This is a genomic window from Streptomyces sp. NPDC102259 (genome assembly GCF_044766465.1).
Taxonomy (GTDB): domain Bacteria; phylum Actinomycetota; class Actinomycetes; order Streptomycetales; family Streptomycetaceae; genus Streptomyces.
On record NZ_JBIWMA010000001.1, the window covers coordinates 57,330 to 71,934 of the forward strand.

The following is a 14,605-nucleotide window of genomic DNA, read 5'->3' on the forward strand; positions in this document are numbered from 1 at the left end:
GCACCCATCGGACGGGTGCCCCGCGATCGAGGGAGATAGTGACCATGAAGCTGCTGCGAGTCGGCACGACGGGAACGGAGCGGCCCGCGCTGCTCGACCCCGAGGGGACCCTGCGGGACCTCTCCGGGATCGTCCCGGACATCGACGGAGCGCTGCTCGCCGACGACGAGGCGCTCGGCCGGGTCCGGGAGGCCGCCGAGTCCGGGGAACTGCCGGTGCTGGACGCGACCGGGCTGCGGATCGGGCCGCCGCTGGCCCGGATCGGCAAGATCGTGTGCATCGGGCTGAACTACCACGACCACGCCCGGGAGATCGGGGCCCAGCCGCCCGCCGAGCCCGTCGTCTTCTTCAAGGCGGCGGACACGGTCGTGGGGCCCCACGACACCGTCCTCGTGCCGCGCCGGTCCACCAAGACCGACTGGGAGGTGGAACTGGCGGTCGTCATCGGGCGCACGGCCCGCTACCTGGAGTCGGCGGAGGAAGGGCTCGCGCATGTCGCGGGTTACGCCGTCGCGCACGACGTGTCGGAGCGGGAGTTCCAGATCGAGCGGGGCGGGACCTGGGACAAGGGGAAGAACTGCGAGACGTTCAATCCGCTGGGCCCGTGGCTGGTGACGGCCGACGAGGTCGCCGACCCGCAGGACCTCTCCCTGAGGCTCTGGGTCAACGGGGAGCTGAAGCAGGACGGGACCACGGGTGAGCAGATCTTCCCGGTGGGGGAGGTCGTCCGGTACGTCAGCCAGTTCATGACCCTGTACCCGGGAGACGTCATCAACACCGGGACGCCCGCCGGCGTCGCCATGGGCCGGCCGGAGCCCAAGCCGTACCTGCGGGCCGGGGACGTGGTGGAGCTGGAGATCGCCGGGCTCGGACGCCAGCGCCAGGAGTTCAAGGACGCGTGAGCGCTCCGCTGGGGGCGGGGGACCGGGGTCGGTTGTCGGCTGCGGGCCGGCTGTGGCTGATCGCGCAGTTCCCCGCGCCCCTTCGGGCGCAGTTCCCCGCGCCCCTTCGGGCGCGTTTCGCCCGTGCCCCCTTCGGGTGGGTGTCAGCGCAGGTACTTCTCCAGGAACTGTTCCAGTACCTCCACCACGAAGCGGTGGTCCTCCAGTTGGGGGAGGCCCGAGACCGTCACCGCGCCGATGATGCCCACGCCTTCCACGTTGACGGGGAAGGAGCCGCCGTGCGCCGCGTACTCGTCGGGGTCCAGACGGGAGGACTCCTCGAACGTCGTGCCCTTGGCGCGGAAGCGGGAGCCCACCAGGTAGGAGGAGGCGCCGAAGCGTTCCACCACCCGGCGCTTGCGGGCGATCCAGGCGTCGTTGTCGGGCGTCGAGCCGGGCAGGGCGGCGTGGAAGAGCTGCTGGCCGGCCCGGTGGATGTCGACGGCGACCGGCGCCTGGCGCTCGCGGGCCAGTTCCACCAGCAGTGAGCCGAGCTCCCACGCGTCGTCGTTCGTGAACTGGCGGAAGATCAGCCGTCGTTCCTGCGCCTGGAGCTCCTCCAGGGTCGGGGTGATCTCCGGGGTGAACTTCGGGGTCATCTGGTGGGTTCCCATCAGAGCGTCACCGCCACCTTGTCTCGTGCCGAACGGCGGGCCGCCTCCAGTACGTCCAGGGCGGCGGCCGCCTCGGCGGCGGTCACCGGATTGGGGCCGCCGTCGATCAGTGCCCTGGCCACCGCAGCGTAGTAGGCCGGGTAGTCGCCGGGGAGGGTCTGTTCGGGTCGTCCGCCGCCGGTCAGCGGTGATTCCCCGGAACCGACGCGGCCCCACAGCTTCGCCGGCTCGGTGCCCCAGCCGGGAGTGCCGTCGGGCCGCTCGCCCTCGCGCAGGGCCGCCTCCTGCGGGTCCAGGCCGTACTTCACATAGCCCGCCTTCGAGCCCAGCACCCGGAAGCGCGGGCCGAGCTGGGACGTCGTCGCGGAGGCGTAGAGGTGGGAACGGACGCCGTTCGCGTGCGTCAGCGCGACGAAGGTGTCGTCGTCGGTCTCGGCGCCGGGCCGGCGGATGTCCGCCTCGGCGTAGACGGAGGCCACCGGGCCGAACAGCACCAGCGCCTGGTCGACGAGGTGACTGCCGAGGTCGTAGAGGAGACCTCCGATCTCTGCGGGGTCGCCGGACTCGCGCCAGCCGCCCTTCGGGAGCGGCCGCCACCGCTCGAACCGGGACTCGAAGCGCCACACGTCGCCCAGTTCGCCTTCGTCGAGCAGCTTGCGGAGGGTCAGGAAGTCGTTGTCCCAGCGGCGGTTCTGGAAGACGGACAGCAGCAGGCCGCGCTCCTCGGCGAGAGCGGCCAGCTCCCGCGCCTCGGCCGCGGTGCCGGCGACCGGCTTGTCGACGACGACCGGCAGGCCGGCCTTCAGCGCGGCGGTCGCGAGCGGGACGTGCGTCTTGTTCGGGGATGCGATGACGACCAGGTCCAGCTCGTCGGCCCCGGCGAGGAGGTCGTCGGGGGTGGCGGCGACGCGTACGTCCGGGAACTCGGCGCGCGCCTGCTGCTGTCGCTCGGGGTTCGAGGTGACCACCGTGTCGAGGACGAGGCCCTCGGTCGCGGCGATCAGCGGGGCGTGGAACACGGAGCCCGCGAGGCCGTAGCCGATCAGGCCCACGCGCAGCGGGGCGACGGCCGGGCGAGTGCCCGATCCGGTGCCGATGTCGAGGGCTGTTTCGGAGCCGGTGTCGTCAGTCGTGCGTCCAGTCATGCCGACTACTTTGGCAACGCTGTTGCTAAAGTGCAAGCGCGAGGCACAATGGCAAGGTGAACAGGACGAACGACGGAGGCGACACGGACCGCACGCCGGAGTCCGCGCCGGAGCCCTGGACAGAGCCCGAGCCGGAGCCCGGAACAGGCCCCGAAGCGGGTTCCACCTGGGGGCTCCCGCCGGACCATGAGCCGGGTCCGGAAGCCGGCCGCGCGCCGGAGCGGGCGGCGGATGCCGTGACGCGCCGGGCCGCGGGCGTGAACCTGCTGGCCCTGCGCAGCCACAACACAGCGCTGGTGCTCGACCTGCTGCGCACCGCCGGGCCCGAGGGCGTCAGCCGACTGGAGCTCGCCGAGCGCGCCGGGCTCACCCCGCAGGCGGTCAGCAAGATCACCGCGCGGCTGCGGGAGGAGGGGCTGGCGACGGAGGCCGGCCGTCGCGCCTCCACCGGCGGCAAGCCGCGTACGGTCCTGCGGCTGGTCCCCGGGGCCGGTCACGCGGTCGGCGTCCACCTCGACCGGGACGAGCTGAGGGTGGTGCTGGCCGACCTCGACGGACGTGTGGTGGGCGAGCGGTGTGCCGCGCTGTCCCTGGGCGCGGGGGCGGAAGCGGTCCTGGACGCGCTGCTCGGCGGGGTGACGGAGGTCCTGTCGGAGGCCCTCGGAGGCGGCGCCCTCCTGGCTCCGCTCGGTGTCGGGGTGGCGCTCCCGGGTCCGCTCGACCATGTGCGCGGGGTCCTGCACCGGGTCACCGGCTTTCCCGAGTGGGACGGTTTTCCGCTGCGGGAGGTGCTGGCGGCGCGGCTCGGGGTGCCGGTCGTCGTCGACAAGGACACCAACGCCGCCGCGCTCGGCCTCGCCGTCGGCGGCGAACGCGGCTCCTTCGCCTGTCTGTACCTCGGGACGGGCCTCGGCGCCGGCCTGGTGATCGGCGACGCCGTGCACCGGGGGGCCCGCACCGGCGCGGGGGAGTTCGGCCACCAGGTCATCCAGCTGGACGGCCCGCTCTGCTCCTGCGGCAATCGGGGCTGTGTCGAGGCGCTGTGCCTGGCGGCCATGGACCGGGGGGACGTGGGCGAGGCGGCGCGGGTGCTCGGCGAGGGCGCCGCGAACCTGGCCCGCCTGCTGGACATCGACGCCGTGCTGCTGGGCGGCCGTACGATCGCGGCCGCGCCGGAGCCGTTCGTCCGGGGCGTCGCCGCCGTCCTCGAGGCCCACGCGCTCCGCGAGGGCTCACGGGAGGGCGCCGTGCCGGTACGCCTCGCCCCCGGCGGAGCCCGAGCGGTCGCGGAGGGCGCGGCCCAACTGCTGCTGGCCCCGGTGTTCGGCCGAGGAGACGGCTGAGCCGAACGAGGGGATTCGTAACGTCGTACGGTGTGCCGTTCCTGCTTGCCGGGTCCCTTCGTGCAGGCTCACGTGTTCATGCGACTGTGCCCGCCTGTCTCCCTCTGCCTCGCCGTGGCCGCCGCCCTCCTCCCCGCGCCCGCCCACGCGGAAGCCGGCCCGAGTTGTGCCGCTCCCGACGGCTCCGGATTCCCCCTCACCACCCGTTTGCACGGGGGCCCGGCTTCCTACCGGGCCGGGGGCGGATACGGCATCTGGTATCTCGACCTCACCAACACCACCCGCCTCGCCTGCGACGGGATCCACCCGGTCGTCGTCCTGGTCGACGCCGGACGCGTCCTGAAGCCGTCCCAGGCGCGCCTGGAGTTCTACGCCGACGGACAACCGCACCCGGTCCGCTTCGAACCCACCGACGACGACGAACTGGTCGGCGCCTTCACCGACGGGCCCACCGCCACGGAGGACGAGGCACAGACCGACGGGCGGACCGACGGCACCGATCGCTTCCCCGGTTTCACCGTGGGCCCCGGCCGGACCCTCACCGTCAAGCTGCGCCTCGCCCTCACCTCGGACACCGCACCCAACGACGTCACCGCCAACGCGGCGGTCGTCCAGCGGCACGGCGACGACGGCGACTGGATCGGACAGTCGAACGACTACCGCTTCGCCGTCGAGGCCGAGCCCCGCCCCGGCACCGCTCCCCCTCCCGACCCGGACGTCGACCCGGACACCGCCACCGCCCCCGGCCTCGACCCGTCCGCCCCCACCCCCGATCGCACCCACACCGCCACCGCCACCACCTCCGCCACTCCCGTCTCTCCCGCCCCGGACGCCTCCGCCGCGGACACCGGCCGGCTCTCCCTCGCCGACGAGGCCGAGGAACTGGCCCGCACCGGCCTCACCTCACCCGCCGTTCTCGTCGGGGCCACCGTCTGTCTCCTCGCCGCCGGGACGGTCCTGCTGCTGGCCCGCCGACAGGCCCGGCGACGCCGTTGAACCGGGGCCGCGTCCCAGCCGGTGGACGCCTCACCACCGGCCATTCCCTGAAGATCGGGCCTGTGCTTAGGCTGGGGCGCACGCAGCAACCGCGTGCAGGCGCAACACCGCGTGCAGGCGCGGCAACCGCGTACTGGCGTTCGCGTACGGCAGGGAGATCCCGCACATGGCAGACCGCAAGCCCATCGAGTCGTGGCTCACCGACATGGACGGTGTACTCATCCACGAGGGCGTACCGATCCCCGGCGCCGACGCCTTCCTGAAGAAGCTGCGCGACTCGGGCAAGCCGTTCCTGGTCCTGACCAACAACTCGATCTACACCCCGCGCGACCTGCACGCCCGACTGCGGCGCATGGGCCTCGACGTGCCGATCGAGAACATCTGGACCTCCGCGCTGGCCACCGCCCAGTTCCTGGACGACCAGCGGCCCGAGGGCACGGCGTACGTCATCGGCGAGGCCGGTCTGACCACCGCGCTGCACGACATCGGGTACATCCTCACCGACCACGAACCCGACTACGTCGTCCTCGGCGAGACCCGCACCTACTCGTTCGAGGCGATGACGAAGGCCGTCCGGCTCATCAACGACGGCGCCCGATTCATCTGCACCAACCCGGACGAGACCGGCCCCTCCGCCGAGGGCGCGCTCCCGGCCACCGGAGCCGTCGCCGCGCTGATCACCAAGGCGACCGGCAAGAACCCGTACTTCGCGGGCAAGCCCAACCCGCTGATGATGCGCACCGGACTGAACGCCATCGGCGCCCATTCCGAGAACAGCGCGATGATCGGCGACCGCATGGACACCGACGTCCTCGCGGGCATGGAGGCCGGCATGCAGACGTTCCTGGTGCTCACCGGTCTGACCCGCCCCGAGCAGGTCGAGAACTTCCCGTACCGCCCGTCGAAGATCGTGGACTCGATCGCGGATCTCGTTGACCGGATCTGAAACCCGTAACACGGCGTGAGCCACTCGTACGGAGCATTGATGCCCCGCCTGGGGATGCGCGTCGGGTCCGGGCGGGGGAGTCTCCATCTAGCTGGAGGTTCACGATGGGTTCACTGAAAATCACTGTCTGTGCAGGAGTCGCGGTCGCCGCCGCGGTGCTCATCCCGACGGCGTACGCCTCGGGTGAAGGCAGCGGGGACAAGGGCGGCAGCGTCTCGATCACACCGTCCACGCCCGCACCCGGCGCCGACGTCACACTGAAGGTCAGCGGCTGCGGCGGCAGAACGGCCACCGCGGCCTCGGCCGCCTTCGTCGCGGACGCGCAGCTCGCCGGCGCGGGCGGCGCGCTCGTGGGCGACACCCGGGTCCGCTCCTCGATCGGGGCGGGCACCTACGACGTACAGATCACCTGCGTCGACTTCAAGGTGAAGGGCCGCCTCAAGGTCGTCGCCTCGTCGTCCGCCGAGTCGTCGGAGCCGTCGGACTTCGAGTCGTCGGAGTCGTACGGGCCGTCCACGCACGCGTCTCCCGTCGCCCCGGTGCACGCCGGTGGCGGCGGTACCGCCCCGCTGGCCGCCGCCGACGAGGCGCAGGTGGTCGGCCATGGTCCCGGCACCGTGCAGGCGGTCGTCGGGCTGGTGCTCGCGGGCGTCGCCGTGGCCGCCGTCGTGTTCCGCGGGGTGCACCGGAGACGCAGGGCGGATTGAGCATGTCCGACCGCGAACGCTCTTCCGGCCGCTTCCTCACCGGTCTGGCCTGGGCGGTGCTGCTGCTCGGACTGTGGCTGTGGGGGCGCGAGGTGACCGACGTACGGCACGGCATATCCGCCCCGGCCACCGGTGACATAGCCGCGGTGGGCCGCCCGCCGGACGCCGAACTCCCGCCCGCGGCCAAGCCGTTGGGGCAGGCGCTGCCGCAACGCATCGACATCCCCGACCTGGGAGTGCAGGCCCCGGTCGTCGCCCGCGGGCTGGACACCGACGGGGGTGTCGATCCACCGCCCTTCGACCAGGCGGGCGTCGTCGGCTGGTACGCCGACGGCGCGAAACCCGGCGCCCGGGGCACGGCCCTGCTGGTCGGGCACGTCGACACCGCGACCAGGCCCGCCGTCTTCTACAAGCTCAGCACGCTCAAGGCCGGCGAGACGATACGGGTGGTCCGCGACGACGGGAAGGTCGCCGAGTTCACCGTCGACGACGTCGAGGTGGTCCAGCGCGACCGCTTCGACGCCCGTCAGGCCTACGGCCCCCGGCAGCCGGACCGCGCCGAACTGCGCCTGATCACCTGTGGCGGCACCTTCGACCGGGTGAGCCGCAGCTACACGGCGAACGTGATCGTGTCGGCGTATCTGACGGGCACGGGCGTCTGATCCGACGTCACCTGGCCCGGTCGACGGCCCGCTCCCCCGAAACCGCCGACCGGGCCGGTCCTCGACCGCGCACGCCCGGGCTGCGGGAGTAGCCCGGCGACCGGCGCGGGAGGCTGTGAGGTTCACCTACCCCGTGGACGGCGGTGACGACCGTCTTCCGGCACTCTCGTGAGCAGCACGGGTCTTATGTCGGGATTGGGCAGGGGAAGTCAGGGGAAGGCAGGGGGCGGACGGTTCACGTCCGGGCATCCGGCCACCGCCCCCTCGGACGGGCGCGCGCACGACGAAGGCCCCTCGCTTTCGCGAAGGGCCTTCGGTGTCTGTGCGCCGCCAGGGACTCGAACCCCGGACCCGCTGATTAAGAGTCAGCTGCTCTAACCAACTGAGCTAGCGGCGCCTGCTGACGGGATAACTCTACAGGACCCCCGGGGGTGCCCCGGACCACCCGGCCGCCGGGCCGCCGCACCGCTGGGCCGGGCGGGTGTCGCGTACATCATTCGGACCGTCAGCATGCGCGTCGGGAAGACAGTTGAGAAACTGGCGAACGTGCACAGTCGCGGACATTTCCAGCTGGAGTGTGAGGGGAATCGTATGGGCTCTCCGGTATTCGAGGAATTCGATCCCGAGAGCGACTGCGAGTGCCCCGGATGCGTATCTCGGCGGCGGGTGGGGACGAATTCCCCGCCCGCCCGGTTCGGCGGTCACCCGGCCGCCCATCGCGTGGTGATCGTCGCCACGGCGGCGGCCGCGGCGCTCGGCGCCGCCCACGCGGCGCCCGCCCTCGCGGCCCCGCAGACCTCCGACCGGCCCGGCGTACCCGCAGGTGACGAGCCCGAGACCCCGCAGGGCGGCAAGGCGCCGCTGCACGGTCCGGCCGGGCAGCCGGCCCGACCGGGGAGCGTGGCGGGGCCGGTGAAAACGCCCCCGACGACCCGGGCGGACATCATCAGACGGGCCAAGGAATGGGTTTCGGCAGAGGTGCCGTACAGCATGAGCACCTACTGGTACGACGGTTACCGGCAGGACTGCTCGGGCTTCGTCTCCATGGCCTGGAACCTGGCCGGGAACGAGTGGACGGGCAGCCTCCACCAGTACGGGACACGGATTACCAAGGAGGAGCTCCAGCCCGGCGACATTCTGCTGTTCCATAATCCGTCCAACCCCGAGAAAGGCTCGCACGTCGTCCTTTTCGGCGGCTGGACGGACTACACGCACAGCTACTACCTCGTCTACGAGCAGACCCGCCCGAACACACGCCGACAGCCCACTCCCTACGCCTACTGGAGCCATTCCGACCGCTACGTGCCCTACCGGTACAAGGGACTCACGGCGGTCACTCCCGGCTCCGGAGAACAGATCACCACGAGCGCCGTCGTCGGGAACAAGCCCGGCGCCGGGGGTTCCGCGACGACCTCGTTCCCGGGGCGGACGGCCTTCGGGCCCGGCGCGAACAACCCGTACGTCACCCAGCTCGGCCGGCTCCTCGTCGAGCGCGGCGGCGCACGCTTCTACGCCTCGGGTCCGGGCCCGAGGTGGTCGGCGTCCGACGGCTGGGCCACCCTCGCCTTCCAGGAGGCCCAGGGCTGGCGCGGCGCCGACGCCGACGGCATCCCCGGCCCGAGCACCTGGGCCCTGCTGATCTCCGGCCAGGGCAGGAACATCACCCCCGCGCAGCCTCCGACGAACGGCACCGGCCCGGGCTCCGGCTCCGGCGGCGGATTCGGCGGGTATCCCGCGACCGGGGCGGCCGGCGCGCCCGCCGCACCCTCGGCGCCGCGCGTCCCCGCGTACCCGGGCCGGGGCATGTTCCGGCCCGGCGCGCAGAACGCGTACGTCACCCAGCTGGGGAGGCAGCTGGTGAGGAAGGGGTTCGGCAAGTACTACACGACGGGTCCCGGAGCGCGCTGGGGCGAGGCGGACCGGCGAGGGGTCGAGGCCTTCCAGCGCGCCCAGGGCTGGCGCGGCGGCGCCGCGGACGGCTACCCGGGCCCGGAGACCTGGCGGCGGCTCTTCTCGTAGCTCGCTTTCTCGATCCCATCTCACTGTCATGGCGTATCTGGCGCGGAGGCTGGAGGCACGCAATGAACACGACCACTTCACAGACACCCGAGTCCGAGGGACCGTCCAGGCCCACCCGGCTCATCCAGAACGAGGCGACCACCGAGATCCCCGTCCATCTGCTGTTCCGCGACGAGCCCGAGCCGCGGCCCGTGCCGCTCGGGCCCGCCGTGGTGGGCAGCCGGACGGGCACCGGCGAGCAGCCGCGACTGCGCCGGCCGACCCCGGCCAAGCCCCGCCCGGTGGCGGAGGTCGACCCGGACCTGGTGGAGCGGCCGGCCCGGGTGCTGCCCGGCGCGGCGGGCGTGTTCGCCGGGATGTGCGGGGCGACCGGCTGTGTGGCCGCCTCGTGGTGGGCCGGGGTGCTGCCGCCGCACGCGGTGCAGGCGCTGCGGCTGCCGGACTTCGCGGGCGCCGGGCTCGGTCCGGCGCAGTGGGCGGCGTACGCGGGGGCGGGCGCGCTGGGGCTGTTCGGCTTCGGCGGTCTGGCGCGCGGGCGGACCGGCCGGGCCTGGGTGCTCGGGCTGTTCGGCCGCTACCGGGGGACCGTGCGGCGCACCGGTCTGCTGTGGGTCAACCCGCTGCTGCTGCGCCGCCGGGTGGACGTACGGCTGCGGCACTGGCGCAGCGAGCCGATGCCCGCCGCCGACGGCAGCGGGGTCGCGCTGCGGGTGGTGACGCTCGTGGTGTGGCGGGTGCGGGACACCGCGCGGGCCACGCTCGGCGTGGAGGACCACGAGACCTATCTGCGCGAGTGCGTCGAGGCGGCCCTGGCCCGGATCCCGGTGGAGACGCCGGGTGCGGGACGGGGGTCGGTGGAGGCGGCGGGGGAGGCGCTGACCAGGCGGGTCGCGCAGGACGCGGGCGCGATCGGCCTGGAGGTGTTCTCGGTGCGGCCGCTGCGGATCGAGTACGCCCCCGAGGTGGCCGCCGCGATGCACCGCCGCCGGATCGCCGCGCTCGACGCCCAGCAGCGGGCGAGCATGCTGACGTCGGTCGTGGACTCGGTGGAGGACACGGTGACCCGGCTGACCATGCGGGGTCTCGTGGAACTCGACGACTACGAGCGCAAGGCGCTGGTGAAGGACCTGACCGTCGCCTTCTGCTCGGGGCGGGGGGAGCAGGGGCCGTGACGCGGGCAACAGAGGGGGCCGGACGCGTCTTTGATATGGACACAGCCAAGAATCGGCAATAATCTCGAACTTGGTCTAGACCTGCACAGCTCGGCTCAGTGAACTCCCCACGTTCTCCAGGAGCGGCAGCATGCGCAAAAAGACCAAGTGGTACGCCGCCGCGCTCGGACTCACCACGGCGGGAGCCTTCGTGCTCACCGCCGGGGGTGCGAGCGGCCACGGCTACACCGACCTCCCCATCAGCCGGCAGAAGCTCTGCCAGAACGGCTCCGTCCCCAACTGCGGTGACATCCAGTGGGAGCCGCAGAGCGTCGAGGGCCCGAAGGGCTTCCCGGCGTCCGGCGCGGCCGACGGAAGGATCTGCTCCGCGAACAACACCCGCTTCGCCCAGCTCGACAGCCCGAAGACCCCCTCGGGCGGGGCGTGGCCGGCCACCAAGGTGACCGGCGGTCAGAGCTACACCTTCCGGTGGCAGTTCACCGCCATGCACGCCACGACCGACTTCAAGTACTACGTCACCAAGCAGGGCTGGAACCAGAACCACAACCTGGCCCGCTCCGACCTCAACCTCACCCCGTTCCTGACCGTGCCCTACGGCGGTCAGCGGCCCCCGTCCACCCTTTCGCACAGCGGCACGCTGCCGTCCGGGCTCAGCGGACGTCACGTGATCGTCGCGGTGTGGACGGTCGCCGACACGACCAACGCCTTCTACGCCTGCTCCGACGTCACGTTCTGAGCATCGCTTGAGCTCCCCCGGGTCCGCGCGCGGGTAGGTTCCCTGCACGCCGACACGACCAGGTCGGCGCCTGGACCTCGGGGGAGCTCATGGAAGCGTTCTTCTATCTCGTGCCGTCGGTCATGATCGCCGGCCTGCTGTTCGGCGTGTTCGGGCTGATCCGCCGCTCCCGGCGGGTCGTCCGGGCCTGGGACGGCGGTCTCACCGCGGAGGCGCGCTGTCTGCGGTCGTACACGACGACCAGCGGCGGCGGCGACACGATGGTCAGCACGACCTTGCACCACGTCTACGAGTTCACCACCCGCGAGGGCCGGGCCGTCCGCTTCGAGGAGCCGAACGGCCCGGGCACGACCATCGAGGGCGACCTCGTCACCGTCCACTACGCGGCCGGCCGCCCCGAGGAGGCCACCGCCAAGGCGCCCGCCCGCGGCAGGCTCTTCGCCGAGTCCGGCTGCCTGCTGCTCTTCCTCGGCGTGGCCATCGCCTTCTGCGTCCTCTTCATGGTCACCGCCCACTGGATGTTCGCCGAGGCGGACGACTTCATGCCGTAGCCCTCCACATCTGACGGTACGTCAACTACCGTGCGCCGCCATGGAGTCCGTCGCCGAACTCGTAGCGGCCCGGTGGGGCGACCGCCGTCCCGGGCTGTGGTGCCAGAACACCGTCCTCACCCATCACGAGGTCGCCGCCGGCGCCGCCGCACGGGCGGCGCTGCTGGCCGACCTGCTGCCGTCGGACGGTCCGCCGCATCTCGGGGTGCTGCTGGACAACACCCCGGAGTTCCCGCTCTGGCTGTCGGCCGCCGCCCTCGCCGGTGCGGCCGTCGCCGGGATCAACCCCACCCGGCGGGGCCCCGAACTGGCCCGGGACATCCTGCACACCGAGTGCCGGCTGCTGATCACCGAGCACGCCCACCTCCCCCTCCTCAGGGGCCTCGACCTGCCCGGGGTCCGCCTGCTGATCACCGGCGCCCCGGAGTACGACGAGCTGCTCGCCCCGTACGCGGACGCCCGCCCCGACCCTTCCCGGGCCACCCCCGACGACCGGTTCCTCCTCTACTTCACCTCCGGCTCGACCGGCGCCCCCAAGGCGGCGATCTGCACCCAGGGTCGGCTGGCCGCTGCCGGGCGCTCCCTGGCCGGGCAGTTCTCCGTGCGCCGGGACGACGTGCACTACGTCTGCATGCCGATGTTCCACGGCAACGCGGTGATCGCCGACTGGGCGCCCGCGCTGGCGGCCGGGGCCGGGGTGGCGCTGCGACGGCGGTTCTCGGCGTCCGGGTTCCTGGCGGACGTACGGCGTTACCGCGCGACGTACTTCACCTATGTGGGCCGGGCGATCCAGTACGTCCTGGCCACCGAGCCGCGCCCCGACGACCGGGACCACACGCTGCGGCTCGGCTTCGGCACCGAGGCGGGAGCGGTGGACGCGGCCGCCTTCGAACGACGGTTCGGGGTAAGGCTGGTGGAGGGGTACGGCTCCTCGGAGGGCGGGGCGGCCGTGCAGTGGTCGCCGGGGACTCCGGCGGGGGCGGTCGGGCGGGCGGGGCCCGGACTCGTCGTCCTCGACCAGGAGACACACGCCGAGTGCGCGCCGGCCGTCCTCGACCCGGCCGGACGGCTGCTGAACGGCGAAGAGGCGATCGGTGAGCTGGTCAACCGGGGCCCCAACCCCTTCGAGGGCTACTGGCGCAACCCGGCGGCGGAGGCCGAGCGGCGCCGGGGCGACGGGGGGTACTGGACCGGCGACCTCTTCTACCGCGACCGCGAAGGATTCCTCTACTTCGCGGGCCGCACCGACGACCGGCTCCGCGTCGACAGCGAGAACCTGGCCGCCGCGATGATCGAGAACATCCTCGCCCGGTACGAGGGCGCGTCCGCCGTGGCCGTCTACGCGGTGCCGGACCCGGTGACCGGGGACCAGGTGATGGCGGCGCTGGCCGGGTCCTTCGAGCCGCTCGGTTTCGCCGAGTTCCTGCTCGCCCAGCCCGACCTGGGGACGAAGATGGCGCCCCGGTTCGTACGGGTGCTGGAGCGGATGCCCGTCACCGCCACGAACAAGATCCACCGGGCGCGGCTGCGGCGGGAGGGGATCCGGTGCGCCGATCCCGTGTGGTGGCGGCCGCCGGGCAAGGCGACGTACCGCAGGCTGACGACGGCAGACGTCGAAAGCATGGAGAGCATGGGGAGTGGTGGGGGGAGTGGGGGGAACGTCGAAGGGCCCCTCGTGTCCACGAGAGGCCCTTCATCGGTGCGCCGCCAGGGACTCGAACCCCGGACCCGCTGATTAAGAGTCAGCTGCTCTAACCAACTGAGCTAGCGGCGCATGACTCCCGCCCTCCGCCTTCGGCGGTTGACGACAGAGAAAATACTACCTGGTCCGCGGGGGTGCTCCGCACCACTCGGGAGCGCCCGCCGGACCACCCGCAGGCCACCGGCCGGACGGGCGTCGGACGGGTGTCGGACGGGTGTCAGATCGCGAGTGACAGTAGTACCGGTGCCGCGTTCCTGTTCAGGGTCTCGGCTGCCTGGCGGAGCCGGTGGGCGTGCTCGACGGGCAGGGAGAGCGCCAGACAGCCCGCCATGGAGCCGGCCGTGATCGGGACGGCCGCGCAGACCGTGCCGATCGCGTACTCCTGGAGGTCGAGCATCGGGACCGTGGGCGGCTGTGCCTCCAGCCGGGAGAGCAGGAGCTTGTCGTTGGTGATGGTGCGCGAGGTGAGCCGGGCCATCTTGTGCCGGGAGAGGTGGTCGCGCCGGCCGTTGTGGTCGAGCTGGCCGAGCAGGCTCTTGCCGAGGGCGGTGGCGTGGGCGGAGGAGCGGAAGTCGACCCACTCGTTGACGGACGGAGTGGCGGGGCCGTCGGCGTACTGGGTGATCGTGACCTCGCCGTCGACGTACCGGCTGATGTAGACGGCGGCGCCCACGGAGTCACGGAGCCGGTCGAGGGTGTGCTGGAGCTGGTCGTGCAGGGCCTGCTCACGGTGGTGCGTGGAACCCAGGCGGGTCAGGGCGTCGCCCGTGACGTACGCCCCGTCGGCGATCTGCTCGACGTAGCCCTCGCGGCGCAGCATGCGCAGGAGTGTGGTCAGTCGCTCCGCGGTGAGGCCGGTCTGGCGGGCGAGTTCGACGTCGGTGACACCGGTGGAGTGCCGCGCCACCGTCTCCAGGACGCGCAACGCTTCCTGGGCCGAGTGGTACGGCAGGGTCGGCTCGAGCCTCATGGCAGCTCACCTCGCATTGTGGTGCAGGGTGCGAGCAGGTTCGGCCGGGGGTCCGAGGGGTGTCCCCCGGAACAACACCGCAGCGCCACGGTTCCCCCCTG

The 14,605-nt window shown here is 72.4% G+C and carries 14 protein-coding genes and 2 tRNA genes; 11 read left to right on the top strand and 5 right to left on the bottom strand.

The features are described 5' to 3' along the window. The first annotated feature begins 44 nt into the window (after window positions 1–44). A complete protein-coding gene (locus ACIRPU_RS00310) occupies window positions 45–902 on the top strand; it encodes a fumarylacetoacetate hydrolase family protein (RefSeq protein WP_403859624.1) in 858 nt (285 codons plus the stop codon). 143 nt (window positions 903–1,045) lie between these two features. Here the strand turns inward: ACIRPU_RS00310 and ACIRPU_RS00315 are convergent, their stop codons facing one another. Then, window positions 1,046–1,555, bottom strand: a complete 510-nt coding sequence (locus ACIRPU_RS00315; protein ID WP_355701589.1) for a heme-degrading domain-containing protein — start codon at window positions 1,553–1,555, stop codon at window positions 1,046–1,048. After that, window positions 1,555–2,700, bottom strand: a complete 1,146-nt coding sequence (locus ACIRPU_RS00320) for a Gfo/Idh/MocA family oxidoreductase (RefSeq protein ID WP_403859627.1) — start codon at window positions 2,698–2,700, stop codon at window positions 1,555–1,557. The genes ACIRPU_RS00315 and ACIRPU_RS00320 overlap by 1 nt, the downstream gene beginning before the upstream one ends. A gap of 236 nt (window positions 2,701–2,936) precedes the next feature. Here ACIRPU_RS00320 and ACIRPU_RS00325 point away from each other — a divergent pair, with 236 nt between their 5' ends. The 5 genes from ACIRPU_RS00325 to ACIRPU_RS00345 all read left to right on the top strand — a co-directional run bounded on the left by ACIRPU_RS00325 (window position 2,937) and on the right by ACIRPU_RS00345 (window position 7,354). Further along, entirely contained in the window at window positions 2,937–4,043 is a 1,107-nt protein-coding gene (locus tag ACIRPU_RS00325; RefSeq protein ID WP_403861522.1) for an ROK family protein, read from the top strand. Window positions 4,044–4,121: 78 nt separating this feature from the next. Beyond that, window positions 4,122–5,039 (top strand): hypothetical protein, encoded by a 918-nt coding sequence (locus ACIRPU_RS00330; protein WP_403859630.1) that lies wholly within the window; start codon window positions 4,122–4,124, stop codon window positions 5,037–5,039. 166 nt (window positions 5,040–5,205) lie between these two features. Beyond that, window positions 5,206–5,985 (top strand): HAD-IIA family hydrolase, encoded by a 780-nt coding sequence (locus tag ACIRPU_RS00335; RefSeq protein WP_355701586.1) that lies wholly within the window; start codon window positions 5,206–5,208, stop codon window positions 5,983–5,985. Window positions 5,986–6,089: 104 nt separating this feature from the next. After that, a complete protein-coding gene (locus tag ACIRPU_RS00340; protein WP_403859633.1) occupies window positions 6,090–6,692 on the top strand; it encodes a hypothetical protein in 603 nt (200 codons plus the stop codon). 2 nt (window positions 6,693–6,694) lie between these two features. Then, window positions 6,695–7,354 (top strand): class F sortase, encoded by a 660-nt coding sequence (locus ACIRPU_RS00345; protein WP_403859636.1) that lies wholly within the window; start codon window positions 6,695–6,697, stop codon window positions 7,352–7,354. Between the two features lie 323 nt (window positions 7,355–7,677). On the opposite strand, the gene ACIRPU_RS00350 is transcribed toward ACIRPU_RS00345, so the two are convergent. Continuing rightward, window positions 7,678–7,751, bottom strand: a tRNA-Lys gene (locus tag ACIRPU_RS00350). 194 nt (window positions 7,752–7,945) lie between these two features. Here ACIRPU_RS00350 and ACIRPU_RS00355 point away from each other — a divergent pair. From ACIRPU_RS00355 to ACIRPU_RS00375, 5 genes are all read left to right on the top strand, one after another. Next, a complete protein-coding gene (locus tag ACIRPU_RS00355; RefSeq protein ID WP_403859639.1) occupies window positions 7,946–9,373 on the top strand; it encodes a peptidoglycan-binding protein in 1,428 nt (475 codons plus the stop codon). A 62-nt stretch (window positions 9,374–9,435) separates the two neighbouring features. Next, window positions 9,436–10,545, top strand: a complete 1,110-nt coding sequence (locus tag ACIRPU_RS00360) for an SPFH domain-containing protein (RefSeq protein ID WP_403859642.1) — start codon at window positions 9,436–9,438, stop codon at window positions 10,543–10,545. A 130-nt stretch (window positions 10,546–10,675) separates the two neighbouring features. Continuing rightward, window positions 10,676–11,281, top strand: coding sequence for a lytic polysaccharide monooxygenase (locus tag ACIRPU_RS00365; RefSeq protein ID WP_355701581.1), 606 nt, complete (start codon window positions 10,676–10,678; stop codon window positions 11,279–11,281). Window positions 11,282–11,370: 89 nt separating this feature from the next. After that, a complete protein-coding gene (locus tag ACIRPU_RS00370) occupies window positions 11,371–11,832 on the top strand; it encodes a DUF3592 domain-containing protein (protein WP_403859645.1) in 462 nt (153 codons plus the stop codon). Between the two features lie 40 nt (window positions 11,833–11,872). Beyond that, a complete protein-coding gene (locus ACIRPU_RS00375; protein ID WP_403859648.1) occupies window positions 11,873–13,567 on the top strand; it encodes an AMP-binding protein in 1,695 nt (564 codons plus the stop codon). Here the strand turns inward: ACIRPU_RS00375 and ACIRPU_RS00380 are convergent. Then, a tRNA-Lys gene (locus tag ACIRPU_RS00380) sits at window positions 13,533–13,606 on the bottom strand. The genes ACIRPU_RS00375 and ACIRPU_RS00380 overlap by 35 nt on opposite strands. 145 nt (window positions 13,607–13,751) lie before the next feature. Beyond that, window positions 13,752–14,504, bottom strand: a complete 753-nt coding sequence (locus ACIRPU_RS00385; protein WP_403859651.1) for an IclR family transcriptional regulator — start codon at window positions 14,502–14,504, stop codon at window positions 13,752–13,754. Window positions 14,505–14,605: the final 101 nt, after the last annotated feature.

Excerpts from the sequence above, each read along its gene's own strand:
- ACIRPU_RS00320 (WP_403859627.1), bottom strand. The coding sequence starts at position 2,700 with ATGACTGGACGCACGACTGACGACACCGGCTCCGAAACAGCCCTCGAC.
- ACIRPU_RS00360 (WP_403859642.1), top strand. The coding sequence starts at position 9,436 with ATGAACACGACCACTTCACAGACACCCGAGTCCGAGGGACCGTCCAGG.
- ACIRPU_RS00310 (WP_403859624.1), top strand. The coding sequence starts at position 45 with ATGAAGCTGCTGCGAGTCGGCACGACGGGAACGGAGCGGCCCGCGCTG.
- ACIRPU_RS00345 (WP_403859636.1), top strand. The coding sequence starts at position 6,695 with ATGTCCGACCGCGAACGCTCTTCCGGCCGCTTCCTCACCGGTCTGGCC.
- ACIRPU_RS00335 (WP_355701586.1), top strand. The coding sequence starts at position 5,206 with ATGGCAGACCGCAAGCCCATCGAGTCGTGGCTCACCGACATGGACGGT.
- ACIRPU_RS00385 (WP_403859651.1), bottom strand. The coding sequence starts at position 14,504 with ATGAGGCTCGAGCCGACCCTGCCGTACCACTCGGCCCAGGAAGCGTTG.
- ACIRPU_RS00375 (WP_403859648.1), top strand. The coding sequence starts at position 11,873 with ATGGAGTCCGTCGCCGAACTCGTAGCGGCCCGGTGGGGCGACCGCCGT.
- ACIRPU_RS00355 (WP_403859639.1), top strand. The coding sequence starts at position 7,946 with ATGGGCTCTCCGGTATTCGAGGAATTCGATCCCGAGAGCGACTGCGAG.
- ACIRPU_RS00370 (WP_403859645.1), top strand. The coding sequence starts at position 11,371 with ATGGAAGCGTTCTTCTATCTCGTGCCGTCGGTCATGATCGCCGGCCTG.
- ACIRPU_RS00330 (WP_403859630.1), top strand. The coding sequence starts at position 4,122 with ATGCGACTGTGCCCGCCTGTCTCCCTCTGCCTCGCCGTGGCCGCCGCC.
- ACIRPU_RS00365 (WP_355701581.1), top strand. The coding sequence starts at position 10,676 with ATGCGCAAAAAGACCAAGTGGTACGCCGCCGCGCTCGGACTCACCACG.
- ACIRPU_RS00315 (WP_355701589.1), bottom strand. The coding sequence starts at position 1,555 with ATGGGAACCCACCAGATGACCCCGAAGTTCACCCCGGAGATCACCCCG.
- ACIRPU_RS00340 (WP_403859633.1), top strand. The coding sequence starts at position 6,090 with ATGGGTTCACTGAAAATCACTGTCTGTGCAGGAGTCGCGGTCGCCGCC.